Origin of the sequence: Enterobacter sp. BNK-13, assembly GCF_048685015.1 — a bacterium.
GTDB classification, from domain to species: domain Bacteria; phylum Pseudomonadota; class Gammaproteobacteria; order Enterobacterales; family Enterobacteriaceae; genus Enterobacter; species Enterobacter quasiroggenkampii.
Genome location: NZ_JBLQTP010000001.1, coordinates 3,531,592 through 3,544,367, shown reverse-complemented (window position 1 = coordinate 3,544,367; position 12,776 = coordinate 3,531,592). Strand labels below are relative to the sequence as shown.

Below are 12,776 nucleotides of genomic sequence, written 5' to 3'. Positions count from 1 at the left end.
AAAATTCCTTAAATTAGAAAGTTACTTCCATCTTGTAATAAACGACCGTGTTATCGACGGTATTCTCTTCCAGTGAATCTGGTTTTTTTATAGGCCAGCCCGCGAGGACATATGTTGAGAAATGGCTACCGGTAGCTTTAATTCCGACCGAGCCACCCATCATGAATTGGCTGTCACATACGTTGACACCTTTAGGGCAATTATCTTTGGCAAAGCCCAGGTCATAACCTAAATAGGGAATAAGCTGATAAATACCGCCGATGCCAATATCAAAAGGAAACTGCAGCGTATTGGCGATCCAGCCGCCGCTATCAACCAGCAGGCTATCGTCCTTAAATCCGCGCACGGTGAATTCATCGCCCAGCGTTAATTTGGCATCGCTGACCAGGACGTGCGGGGTGTACTGGAACCCGGCGTTGAGTTCATAGACGCCACCCAGACGGCCAGCCTGAAAAAGCGGACGCGTCCAGCTGGCAATGCCGTTGTACTTGACGTAATCAAGGTCAAAACCTTTGAGATCGGCATCGTTTTTCCAGGCAGAACCGAACCAGGGAACCGCCGCTGTCACGCCCACATCGCCATAGAACCAGCCGTTCATCAGGGCGCCGACCCACGTTGCGCCTGACGACATCGCGGTATAGGTTTTAGAGCTGACGTCTATACGGTGGTTTTCAATGCTGTTGTCGCTGTTACGTCTTTCGACTTTTGCCCACCAGCTGGTTTTACCCGTGGCGTTACGGCCCAGCATGCGGCTGATACGCAGTGAAGCGCGGTCTGAATCTCCGTCAGACGCGTAGCTGGCGTTATTGCCGGCAAGGGTTTTATCGTAGCTGGATTTGTAATAAAGCGCGTCGAATGACCAGTAACCCAGCGGGATGCTGTAACTCGTTGACCACGAATCCTGATTATCCTGGTTATTTTTCAGGTTATTCCATGAATAATAAACGTTGAAAATATCATTGATACCGGCGATGTTTTTAGCGGTTACGCTGCCATAATACTGCTGCCAGCCGTCAGCCTTAATGCCAGAGTTGTTAAGGCCCGCGGCAACGGAAAGGGGGAGCTCAGGCTTGTGCAGCAGATTAAGATCGGAATAGCTGTTTACAATCGACGGCTGAATATCAATATTGTCTTTGGGATAAACGCGCAGCAGGTTTTCGACCATCTGATCGATATCCTGCATGTTCAGAATCTTGTCTTTCGCAAAGGGGTAGGCAGTGAACAGGCGCGTGCGTTCACGGAGAGACGGTTCATGCCCGTTAACCTTAAGATTGTTTATTTTCCCCCACAGCACCCGTAGAGAGAGCGTACCCGTTTTGATATTGCCTGGCTCAATACCAATAAGCGTTGTGGCATAACCGCGGGAAATATAAAAATCGGTCAGCTCTTTAACCAGTTCAAATATTTCTGTTCTGCCGAGCATTTTGCCTTCATAGCGATCGATAATCGCCTGACGCAGTGGCGAACCGTCAAACAGGACATCATCAAGAATAACGATATGATTGATCTGAAAGCGCCAGCTTGAGTCGCTGCTGGTCAGGGTTTCTTCTCCGGCTTCACGCAATTTTTTTTGTTGCTGGATTAACCGTTCGTTCCGCTTGGCTTCTTCTATTAATGCCTGGCTGGTTTGTCTTTCGAGACGATCCAGTTCCTGTTTATTTTGCTGGCCGGGAAGTGCCGCCGTAGCGTGAGCCGCAGGAATGAGCGGCACTAATAAAAGCGCATATTTTGAAAAACGCTGAAGCACGAATCTCTCCTTGAAAATTATTGTATAGCCATGGTGTATTGAATTGCGCCGACCACCCTGCCAGCACTTAATGAATTTGCGCGATTAACTTCTGTAGGAACGTAAATCTGAGCCTGATAGTTTTTCGTTACTCGGGATGAAACCGGGAAAACAATGAGTTTCTCAAGAATAAGGGGCGTTGAAACATACGTGCTCGATTTTTCGTAAACCATAATCGCGAAGTTTTGGGCGTAGCCTTCGCCGGTCTCCACCCCCAGAATACCGCTCGATTCTGCGAATTTTGTCCTGAGCATAGAAGAGATAGTTAAGCCAACTTGTTCCGCTTCCGGGCACGTGATGGTAATAGAAAAGTCTTTTTTATCGCCCTGGTAATTTGGTGTGTTCTGGAATGAGGCAATACTGTAGGTCCCTAAATTGACGTTTGTCGACGAGGGATAAATGGAGCATGAACGCGTATTCACTTTAATCGGTACTGATAAATTGATAGTAAGAATACGAAGCTCATCCTCTGGCGTGAGCAAAGGTTTGACTTTTACGTTAACCATTTCACCGGCAGGGATCTCGGTTTCACCCTGATTAATGGTGCCGGTCTGAACAAACTCCAGTAGCACCGTGCTGTTATCGATTGAACAGCTCGGACTACAGGTCACAGGAGAGCCGGAGTTACCCGGTACCCAGGCGTTTCCGGTATTGGCTGGCCATTTCATCCGAATACCAATGCCCGGAATTTCGGTTGCATAGACTTTATCTATCGAGGAAGAGAGATAATTTCGGCTGTATGCAGTGTGCCACTGCGTTTGCGTTGATTCATCACAGCTATATTTGATGTTAGGTGCGGTATAGGTTTTAGACCATAATACCGTTCCTGCGGAGCCTTTATCCGCAGGGTTCAGCGTAATGTTGTCTGTGATATTTAACACCTTTTCCACACCGTCGATTCTGCACGCTGAGGCTTTTACTTCAAGGCTAAATATCCATAACAGTGATAATATAAGGAGATAAAGCAGAGTTGTAATGTATTTATTCATTTTCTCTTAAAGGCCTTTGCAGATAATATCTATTGCATCAAAGGAGGTGGCTTTATTCATATTGCGGTTTTTTCTGTTATCAGAAAGGTGATTGACCTCTGCTGAGCACGTATTCATCACCTTATTGCTTTTCCATTTAATAACGATCGGCTTGCCAGATTCAGGCAAAGTCAACATTGCCAGGCCACCCTGGCCGACCATACCGAGCGTGGCGTCGCTACCGTCGGAAATGGATGCGCCGAAGGGTATCTTCTGCCCGGAGGCATGTGTGAAGCGCACAAAGGTCTGTTGCTTCTGCTGCGTTTCCATTTTGATATGCACGGCGGCACCCGCGGTGGGCACAATGCTCTTACGCGTATCCTCGACGTCGACGCTCATTGATGTACCTTTTGGATCAATGAAGACATCGTTGTATCGGTAAGGCGTCAGATAGCCGACAATGCCATAGCCGTTATCTTTAATGACCGCATTTGAATCAGGGTAAACTCTTGCCCCTTCAGCGCCTTTGGCCTCGATTACGCCAATGGTGTCGCCTAACGTTGGGGTCAAATTGATGCCGCCACGGTGCACAACCACGCCACCGTTCATATTCAGACCGCCCATGAAGCTGTGGAGGGACTGGCTGAACGCGACGCCGCCGGAAGCGCTATCGCCCACGTAAGAAAGGTTGGTACCGAAGTTGGTTTCCGGCCTGCTGGACTCGCTGAAGTAGCCGCTGAAGCCATACTGTGAGCGCTCGCCAGCCGAGCCGCTGAGCGAGGTGCGGATGGTGGCCTCATCGCTGTTGTAGCTAAAGTTCGCCCCCAGGCGGGCCTGTTTCTCATAACGATGGCCAAGCGGCATGGATACGCTCAGGTAGATCGTATCGTCATGACCACCGTCTTCATTATTGGTTCGGCCAAGTGAAATACCCCAGGTCGACGTGCCAAACCGGTTGTTGTATCCCAGCGCGTAGTTGGATTTTTCCGTGCGGCCCAGTTCATCGTTCCAGACGTTGCCGATGAAACCACTGACGTAAAAACTTCCCCAGCCGGCAGGCAGCATCTGGTTGATGTTTGCTTCCAGGCGTTCACGGTAGCGCTCGGGTAAATATCGGTCGTTACCGTGCTCCAGCGCCTGCTTCACGCTGACGGCATCCGCCAGCGAGTAGTAATCTTTACTGGAGTAGCGGTAACCTACCAGGCTGAAGTTTGTACCGGTTTCTGAAAGGTTTTTAGCAAGACTGATTCGCAGGGACATGTCACACAGTGAACCGCAGTCATCGCTCCCCATACCTGTATTAAAGTTCGTATAAGAGCGGGTAACGTCCAGACCTAATGCCCCGAGCGGGGTATTGATGGCCACACCACCCAGCAGGGCGTTGTAATCGCCATCAAACGCGGTTTGCGCACCCACGTACCCCGTCAGATTATTCAGCAGACCGTACTGAAGCGTGCCCTCGGTCATCCATGGCGCATCGGCAAGATACGTATTACGCATTTCCCCCGACGAGAGCGAATAGCGGAAGTAACCTTCGCGCAGCAGCTGCGGAACGCTGGAGTAGGGGACCGTAAAGGTGTTGATGGTGCCATCCGTCTCTTTGACGGTGACCTCCAGATCGCCGTTGTAGCCTGTTGCATAGAGATCGCTGATGGCAAACTCACCCGGCGGCACCACTTTTTCGTAGAGGGTGCTGCCGGACTGCTTAATGGTGACCGTGGCGTTGCTGTTGGCAAAACCCCGTACAACAGGCGCGTAGTAGCGCACGGAGTCCGGCAGCATGCGATCGTCGGTGGCAAGCCTTGCGCCGCGAATGGCCGTTGTATCAAACATCTCCCCGCTGGTGTTGAGATCGCCCAGCACCACTTCAGACTGCAATGCTGCAATCCCCCGGCTGGCAAATGCCTGCAGATGATCGACCCCCTCATCGTCAATATCGTTGCCGAGGTTCAGGGTGTCATAGGTCACAAAACGCCACGCCCCGAGGGTCATCGTCGTTTGCAGGTTACCAAAGAGATAGTTGCTGGTTTCGCCCAACTCACGGTTGCGCGTGCTTGAACCACTCAGCGCATAGGAGGCCATGAGGGTAGGTTCACCATCGTCCCATAACTCAGGGCTGATGTATCCCTCCGGCGTATTAAGCAGCATCGCCTGCGGGACGGTGACGTCCAGACGCTCATCATCCTGGTTGTAGGTCACGGTTGCGCCGGGCACAAGCGTTTCAAGGATCAGGCAGCGGCCCGTCTTCCAGTTTTCCGGCAGTTTGCGGGTGTCGACGTCAAAGCGGATAATCATTTCCGGCGTCATGCAGGCATTTACGCCCTGCTTATTTTTTGCCGGAATAAATGAAATGGGCCAGGTGCCTAATTTCCGCAGGTTACTAAATACTTCCAGTTTGTAATCTCCGGGCTGGATTTTATCTACCCCGTCGAACTGGCTAAGGTCTAACCCACTGTTATAGAAATTCATAAAGCCGCGAGAAAAGTTGACCGCTTTTTTCTCTGCTTCGGCGTTAGCCTGGCCTGAAACGCACAATGCCAGAATAATGATCTGGCCAAGGGTACTTTTCGCTTTTTTGAGAAGCCTGTATTTATTATGGCGTGCGGACATTTAACCTTCCCAAAGGTAGAACGTATAAAATATTAAAAGTTATAAGTGCGCTTAATATATGCGCCTAAATCAGTGATATAGTTGTATTTAAATATGCCGCGTCCGCTCACTGCGCTGACCTGCGGAAAGTGATAAACCAGCGTTCCATAAGGGACAATCATGTCACCCGGGATCTCGATGTCTTTATTGTCGGCATTCGTCAGCCAGACGCTGGTCATGCTCACGTGGAAAGGTGAGTTATTGGTTCCCACCACGTCGTAGCCTTTTGCCGCTTTACGCAATTCCCACTTCAGATCGTCGCCCGCCTGCATGGGATTGCCCTTCAGGCCCGCTGGGCGATAGAAAAATTTGATCATTGTGCGGAACGCCATTTTTATCTGGTTCTGATCCGCCTCTTCAGGCAGTTCTGGTGGAATATCCAGCACGTTTAGCCAGAGCAGTGTTTCGCGATCTTTCGGGTATTTTCCTGCGGCTTCCGCTGTCTGGAAGATACGGAAAACTTTCCCTTTTTGACCGTTAACGCGCGCAGCGGGAGGGTTGATAAAGAACGGAAGGTTTTCCTTCTCTGTTCCATCGGTTTTATCGGTGCTGGAAAGCCATACCTGCACCAGCTCCGGGTTTTTGCTGAGGTTATTCACGCGAACGGTTTGTTCACTCTCGTTTGCATTGAATGCCACGCGAGTCGTTAAAATTTGTATAGTGGCGTTGGCGCAGGGGAACCACGTCAATGTCACCATTAACATCACTTTGAAAATATTACTGACCATCAGGCTCAACGTTCCTAAATGTGGCAGGGAAAGCAGTGGGATAAATCCCACTGCTTAGAGGTATTACTGGTACTTAATGGAATAAACGACGTCAGTGGTGACTTTACCGGCCGTCGCCGCACCGCCGGTGGCAACGTATTGCGCCCAGTAGTCGAAGCGAGCGGTATTACCTGTAATGGTCGCTGTTTTCGGGCTGTTGTTTGCGGTGTTTAGGTTCATAACCGCTTTGCTGGAATCTAACAGGCCGATTTCAACTTTATCGGCACCGCCCGTCGTGACGGTGTTTCTTAGGTTACCGGTGGTGGCGTTGATATTGGTGCTCTGTGCCAGTTCGAAGAAGACGCTGGCGACTTTGTTGTTGGTGCAATTTGCACCGCTCAGTTTAATGAAGAATGGCGTGTCACCCGCGCGTTGACCAGCTGTTGCCAGCGCGGTGGTGCTGACGCTTGGCAGATGCACGGTGAAATCAGGAGAGGTAGATTCACCCTGTGCATCACCGCCTGTAATAGCACAGGTTGCGTCACTGATAGTACCGTCAAAGGTAATCGTGCCATCTTCTGCCGCTGCTGCAGAACCCGCTCCCGCCAGAATGGTAAAAAGACCAATTTTTAAATATTTGTTCATAAGTAATTCCATTTAGAAATAAATTTTAATAAAGCGGCGGGATTGTAGGGAGTAAAAAAAGAGAAAACTACACGCTATAACTAAATAAAATCCGAATTCGGACTATCTCATGCTGTTTATGTATGTATGAATGTGTTATGGAAAGGCTTTACTCTTGAATTATAAAGGGTGAGCCCGTAATGGGAGCATTTAAATATTCATTGGGGAAATATTAAGAATGTAAAGATTATAATATTTTTATGGCTATTGTTTTATTCGATGAATGGTAAGGGTTGGCTATATAATTTGTATTTATGAGTCGCTTGAATTTAATGGAGTCAGGCGCTATTCTTAGCGCCATACAGCATTACGATATGAAAAGATCCCTTCCTCGTCGGGCTTAACGACGCGGAAGGGATTTTTTTTCACCTTTAGCAACGATCGTCTATCTATGATACGAGGACAGGACATGAGCACTTTAGGTCATCAGTACGATAACTCTCTGGTATCTAACGCGTTTGGTTTTTTACGCCTTCCGATGAACTTCCAGCCGTACGACAGTGACGCGGACTGGGTGATCACTGGCGTGCCGTTCGACATGGCAACGTCAGGCCGTGCGGGTGGGCGTCATGGCCCGGCAGCGATCCGTCAGGTTTCCACTAACCTGGCCTGGGAGCACAACCGTTTCCCGTGGAACTTCGACATGCGCGAGCGCCTGAACGTGGTGGACTGCGGTGACCTGGTGTATGCCTTTGGTGATGCGCGTGAGATGAGCGAAAAGCTGCAGGCCCACGCCGAGAAGTTGCTGGCTGCCGGTAAGCGCATGCTCTCCTTCGGCGGCGACCACTTCGTGACCCTGCCGCTGCTGCGCGCCCACGCGAAGCACTTCGGTAAAATGGCGCTGGTACACTTTGATGCGCATACCGACACCTACGCCAACGGCTGTGAGTTTGACCACGGCACCATGTTCTTTACTGCGCCGAACGAAGGTCTGATCGACCCGAATCATTCCGTGCAGATCGGTATTCGCACTGAGTTCGACAAAGATAACGGCTTCACCGTGCTGGATGCGGGTCAGGTTAACGACCGCGGCGTGGATGACATCCTCGCGCAGGTGAAGCAGATCGTGGGTGATATGCCCGTGTATCTGACCTTCGACATCGACTGCCTCGATCCGGCATTTGCACCGGGTACCGGTACCCCGGTAATCGGCGGCCTGACCTCAGACCGCGCCATCAAGCTGGTGCGCGGCCTGAAGGATCTCAACATTGTCGGGATGGACGTGGTGGAAGTGGCGCCTGCGTATGACCAGTCCGAGATCACTGCGCTGGCCGCAGCGACCCTGGCACTGGAAATGCTCTACATCCAGGCAGCCAAAAAAGGCGAATAAGCCTCTACTGGCGTAAAAAAACCTCTCCCTGGAGAGGTTTTTTATTGCCTTTAGAACACGTTAAACGGGTATTCCACGTAAGCGCGGATCTCGTCCCCGCCCACGTTATAGTCGCTGGCGTTGCTGGAGACGCGCAGCACGGAATAGCGCAGTTTCAGTTTCAGATCCTTCGCCGGGCCATCCTGCACCTGGTACTGGATCTGGTTAAACCACTCGTGCTCTTTGCCGTTGCTGGTTTCCGCGGTTTTGATGTTGTCCCCGCGCACGTAGGCGGTGGTCCAGCTCAGACCCGGCAGGCCAAGGCCGCCAAAGTCCAGACCGTAGGATGCCTGCCAGGAACGTTCATCTTCGCCGTTAAAATCAGACCAGTAGGAGTTTGCCAGCCAGATGGTGTTACCGCCATCACCCACGCCGCCCTGGTCGCGGTAGCCGCCGTAGTTGTAGCCGGTGCTGCCGCTGCTCTGCTGGTACGCCACTTTGAACGTGTGAATATTCCAGATGTAGCTCGCCGCCAGGCTCCAGATAGCGTTGCTGCGGCCCGTATCGAGGCTGTCCGCGTAACTCTGATCGAGACGGGAGTTATAGCCGTTGAAGTCGAGCACCAGCTGCTGCCCGGTGCTGAACGGCTGTTTGAAGTTCAGGCCCAGATACTGCTTGTTCATCACCTCTTCATTGTGAGAGGCGTAAAACGCGCCGCTGAACTGATCGTTGAACTGATAGCTCGCGCCGCCGAAGGAGAGGCTCTTCAGCCCGCTGTCGTGGCGGTCGTCACTTTTACGCTGCTCGTCGGTGAAATAACCGGCGTTAATTTCCAGACCGTCGATCTCTTTTGAGGTCAGCATGGTGCCGGTGTAGCTTTCAAAGAGCAGGCGAGAGCTGTCGGCATTGACGATGGGCAGCTCAGGACGCTGATTCCCGTAGCTCAGTACGGTATTCGAGATGCGCATTTTGGCGGTTGCGCCAAACTTTGCCAGATCGGATTTTGCCCGGCCGTCGTCTTCCTGTTTAAAGAAGTCGATGCCGCCTGCGCCGCTCTTGCCGCGACCGCCGTCCAGGCGCACGCCGTATTGAGCAATACCGTCCACACCAAAGCCCACCAGCCCTTCGGTATAGCCGGATGCAAACGTGGCGATGATACCCTGACCCCATTCGGCTTTGTCCTGCTGGCCCTGATGATAATCACGGCTGATATACGCATTGCGTAAAAACAGGTCCAGATGGCTGTCGTCAATAAAACCCTGGCTGTCGGATTGCTGGCTTGCAGCGGCAGGTAATGCGGCAAATAAACTTAAAGCAATTAATGATAATTCTTTTTTCACGGAGGGAACGTCTCTGTCTGGATATATTAATTGAATCACTGCAGGGGTGATAATTACCGGAAAAAGTGACCTTTGCAATAATTATGTGACCAGACGTTTCAATGTGACAGGGCAGATTTGGCGGGGCTTTCAGGGGTGTTATCGATACGTGCTGTTAAGTTAACATTTCATGCGAAATAAAAAGGAGGCAAAACTGCCTCCTTCTGAAATTATTTAATTCCGTCTGCGGCCATACGGTCGCGAATATGCTGTGCGCGCTCTTCTGAGGCAGGGTGATCGTCAAACATTGAGCTTTGACGCCCTGCTTCCAGTTTGGCCAGTTTTTCAAAGCTGGTGGCTAAACCGGATGGATTAATGCCGCGTTTGCGCAACAGATCGTAGGAGTAGTCATCCGCTTCGGACTCCTGACGCTGGGAGAACTGGGAGTTCACCAGTTTTTCACCCACGTCGCCAAGCTGTGACTGGGACAGGCTGCCAACGATACCGCCTGCTGAGGCCGCCGCTGCGCGGATGGCATTGGTGCCTAAGGCAACCTGCATCCCTTTCTTCACGTGGCCCAGCGCAACGTGGCCCATTTCATGGCCGATGACCGCTTCTACTTCGTTGTCGGTCATCATATCCATGAGGCCGCTGTAAACGCGGATACAGCCGTTCGCCATCGCGAAGGCGTTGACGTCTTTCGCCATGTAAACCTTGTAGTTCACCGGCTGGCCGTTGATGTTATCGCCCAGCGCGGAAGCAATCTTATTCAGACGCTGCGTGTAGGTACTGTTAGTCGGCGCAAGCGTGGCTTTTCCGTCCATATCTTTACAGGCCTGGTCGCTCAGCGCTTTTACCTGCGCATCGCTCAGGGAATAGGCCTGAAAGGCCTCTGCGCCTGAGGTCATCAGGCCGTTAGAATCCATATTCTGACAGCCGCTCAGCAGGAGCGTTGTACCCAGGGCCAGCACTATTGCACGCATTTTCATGAGGTTGCTTCCGTACTCGTTAATCTGAATAAAATCCGAAAAGTGCACCGTCAGCGAAGCCGGTGTCGGGCTAAGTATAAGGAATATCTACAGGGCCGGGCGAGCAGATTGCGCAACATGCGAGCATGATCCAGAGATTTCTTAAGCTGCAAAAGAATGGTCCATGTACATGGCATGCCGCTTGGGTTACATTGTTGGCACTTTTTTCCGGCGTAGCCCAAAACGCGCTGTCGTCAAGGGCATGGCCTTTAACAGTCCGATCTGGAGTTAAAATGTCCTCACGTAAAGAGCTTGCTAATGCTATTCGTGCGCTGAGCATGGACGCAGTACAGAAAGCCAAATCCGGCCACCCAGGGGCCCCTATGGGTATGGCTGATATCGCCGAAGTCCTGTGGCGCGATTTCCTGAACCACAACCCGCAGAACCCGTCATGGGCTGACCGCGACCGTTTCGTACTGTCTAACGGCCACGGCTCTATGCTGATCTATAGCCTGCTGCACCTCACCGGCTACGATCTGCCTATCGAAGAGCTGAAAAACTTCCGTCAGTTGCACTCCAAAACTCCAGGTCACCCGGAAGTGGGCTACACCGCTGGCGTAGAAACCACCACCGGCCCGCTGGGTCAGGGTATTGCTAACGCTGTGGGTATGGCGATCGCTGAGAAGACCCTGGCGGCGCAGTTCAACCGTCCTGGCCACGACATCGTTGACCACTTCACCTACGCGTTCATGGGCGACGGCTGCATGATGGAAGGCATTTCTCACGAAGTGTGCTCCCTGGCAGGTACCCTGAAGCTGGGTAAACTGGTTGCGTTCTATGACGACAACGGTATCTCCATCGACGGTCACGTTGAAGGCTGGTTCACTGACGACACCGCTAAACGTTTCGAAGCTTACGGCTGGCACGTTGTGCGTGGCGTTGATGGTCACGATGCTGACTCGATTAAACGTGCAGTAGAAGAAGCGCGCGCTGTGACGGACAAACCGTCCCTGCTGATGTGCAAAACCATCATCGGCTTCGGTTCCCCGAACAAAGCGGGTACGCACGACTCCCACGGCGCGCCGCTGGGTGACGCGGAAATCGCACTGACCCGCGAAGCGCTGGGCTGGAAATACCCTGCATTCGAAATCCCATCTGAGATCTATGCTCAGTGGGATGCAAAAGAAGTAGGCCAGGCGAAAGAAGCGGCGTGGAACGAGAAGTTCGCGGCTTACGCGAAAGCCTTCCCACAGGAAGCGGCTGAATTCACCCGTCGTATGAAAGGTGACATGCCGTCTGACTTCGACGCGAAAGCGAACGAGTTCATCGCTAAGCTGCAGGCGAACCCGTCTAAAATCGCGAGCCGTAAAGCGTCTCAGAATGCCATTGAAGCGTTCGGTCCTCTGCTGCCTGAATTCCTCGGCGGCTCCGCTGATCTGGCGCCATCTAACCTGACCCTGTGGTCCGGTTCTAAGCCAATCAACGAAGACACTGCCGGTAACTACATCCATTACGGTGTACGTGAATTCGGTATGACTGCGATTGCCAACGGTATCTCCCTGCACGGTGGTTTCCTGCCGTACACCTCTACCTTCCTGATGTTCGTCGAATATGCGCGTAACGCCGTGCGTATGGCGGCGCTGATGAAACAGCGTCAGGTGATGGTTTACACCCACGACTCCATCGGTCTGGGCGAAGACGGTCCAACTCACCAGCCGGTAGAGCAGGTGGCTTCTCTGCGCGTGACCCCGAACATGAGCACATGGCGTCCATGTGACCAGGTTGAATCCGCGGTAGCGTGGAAATACGGCGTTGAGCGTCAGGACGGTCCAACCGCGCTGATCCTCTCCCGTCAGAACCTGGCACAGCAGGAGCGTACGCCAGAGCAGCTGGCGAACATCGCTCGCGGTGGTTACGTGCTGAAAGATTGCGCGGGCCAGCCAGAGCTGATCTTCATCGCTACCGGTTCTGAAGTTGAACTGGCTGTTGCCGCATGGGAAAAACTGACTGCCGAAGGCGTGAAGGCGCGCGTGGTCTCCATGCCGTCTACCGACGCGTTCGACAAGCAGGATGCCGCTTACCGTGAATCCGTACTGCCTAAAGCGGTTTCCGCTCGCGTGGCAGTGGAAGCGGGTATCGCTGACTACTGGTTCAAATACGTGGGCCTGAACGGCGCTATCGTCGGCATGACCACCTTCGGTGAGTCTGCTCCGGCAGAGCAGCTGTTCGAAGAGTTCGGCTTCACCGTTGAGAACGTTATCGCGAAAGCGAAAGAACTGCTGTAATCGCCGTTTTGCCCGGTGGCGCTACGCTGACCGGGTCTACAAATGGCTCGAAAGTAGGCCGGGTAAGCGCTAGCGCTTACCCGGCTTTTTTTACGTCATTA

At 52.3% G+C, this 12,776-nt stretch carries 9 protein-coding genes; 2 read left to right on the top strand and 7 right to left on the bottom strand.

Annotated features, from left to right (window positions below; all coding sequences use genetic code 11):
* Nucleotides 1–13: 13 nt before the first annotated feature.
* The 5 genes from ACMGGQ_RS17030 to ACMGGQ_RS17010 form a co-directional block, all read right to left on the bottom strand.
* Nucleotides 14–1,747 carry a ShlB/FhaC/HecB family hemolysin secretion/activation protein gene (locus ACMGGQ_RS17030; protein WP_420290315.1) on the bottom strand — a complete coding sequence of 578 codons (1,734 nt, stop codon included), beginning with the start codon at nt 1,745–1,747 and terminating at the stop codon, nt 14–16.
* 17 nt (nt 1,748–1,764) lie between these two features.
* Complete coding sequence (locus ACMGGQ_RS17025; protein ID WP_048029094.1) at nt 1,765–2,775, bottom strand: fimbrial protein; 1,011 nt, start codon at nt 2,773–2,775, stop codon at nt 1,765–1,767.
* A 6-nt stretch (nt 2,776–2,781) separates the two neighbouring features.
* Nucleotides 2,782–5,364, bottom strand: a complete 2,583-nt coding sequence (locus tag ACMGGQ_RS17020; RefSeq protein WP_420290314.1) for a fimbria/pilus outer membrane usher protein — start codon at nt 5,362–5,364, stop codon at nt 2,782–2,784.
* 32 nt (nt 5,365–5,396) lie between these two features.
* The gene (locus ACMGGQ_RS17015) at nt 5,397–6,131 is read right to left on the bottom strand and encodes a molecular chaperone (RefSeq protein ID WP_196365315.1); all 735 of its coding nucleotides are present in this window, start codon (nt 6,129–6,131) and stop codon (nt 5,397–5,399) included.
* Nucleotides 6,132–6,194: 63 nt separating this feature from the next.
* Complete coding sequence (locus ACMGGQ_RS17010) at nt 6,195–6,755, bottom strand: fimbrial protein (protein ID WP_045909925.1); 561 nt, start codon at nt 6,753–6,755, stop codon at nt 6,195–6,197.
* A 448-nt stretch (nt 6,756–7,203) separates the two neighbouring features.
* On the opposite strand from ACMGGQ_RS17010, the gene speB reads away from it, so the two are divergent.
* Nucleotides 7,204–8,124 (top strand): agmatinase, encoded by a 921-nt coding sequence (gene speB / locus ACMGGQ_RS17005; protein ID WP_008499737.1) that lies wholly within the window; start codon nt 7,204–7,206, stop codon nt 8,122–8,124.
* 50 nt (nt 8,125–8,174) lie between these two features.
* Here speB and ACMGGQ_RS17000 read toward each other — a convergent pair whose 3' ends face one another.
* Both ACMGGQ_RS17000 and ACMGGQ_RS16995 read right to left on the bottom strand, forming a co-directional pair.
* Nucleotides 8,175–9,443 (bottom strand): OprD family outer membrane porin, encoded by a 1,269-nt coding sequence (locus ACMGGQ_RS17000; RefSeq protein WP_420290313.1) that lies wholly within the window; start codon nt 9,441–9,443, stop codon nt 8,175–8,177.
* 209 nt (nt 9,444–9,652) lie between these two features.
* Nucleotides 9,653–10,411 carry a M48 family metallopeptidase gene (locus ACMGGQ_RS16995; protein WP_111967493.1) on the bottom strand — a complete coding sequence of 253 codons (759 nt, stop codon included), beginning with the start codon at nt 10,409–10,411 and terminating at the stop codon, nt 9,653–9,655.
* Between the two features lie 272 nt (nt 10,412–10,683).
* Between ACMGGQ_RS16995 and tkt the strand changes: the two genes are divergently transcribed.
* Nucleotides 10,684–12,675, top strand: a complete 1,992-nt coding sequence (gene tkt / locus ACMGGQ_RS16990; RefSeq protein WP_048224784.1) for a transketolase — start codon at nt 10,684–10,686, stop codon at nt 12,673–12,675.
* Nucleotides 12,676–12,776 lie beyond the last annotated feature (101 nt).

Bases quoted from the DNA above. Each gene is read 5' to 3' on its own strand.
- ACMGGQ_RS17025 (WP_048029094.1), bottom strand. From the start codon at position 2,775: ATGAATAAATACATTACAACTCTGCTTTATCTCCTTATATTATCACTG.
- ACMGGQ_RS17020 (WP_420290314.1), bottom strand. From the start codon at position 5,364: ATGTCCGCACGCCATAATAAATACAGGCTTCTCAAAAAAGCGAAAAGT.
- ACMGGQ_RS17015 (WP_196365315.1), bottom strand. From the start codon at position 6,131: ATGGTCAGTAATATTTTCAAAGTGATGTTAATGGTGACATTGACGTGG.
- ACMGGQ_RS17010 (WP_045909925.1), bottom strand. From the start codon at position 6,755: ATGAACAAATATTTAAAAATTGGTCTTTTTACCATTCTGGCGGGAGCG.
- speB (WP_008499737.1), top strand. From the start codon at position 7,204: ATGAGCACTTTAGGTCATCAGTACGATAACTCTCTGGTATCTAACGCG.
- ACMGGQ_RS16995 (WP_111967493.1), bottom strand. From the start codon at position 10,411: ATGAAAATGCGTGCAATAGTGCTGGCCCTGGGTACAACGCTCCTGCTG.
- tkt (WP_048224784.1), top strand. From the start codon at position 10,684: ATGTCCTCACGTAAAGAGCTTGCTAATGCTATTCGTGCGCTGAGCATG.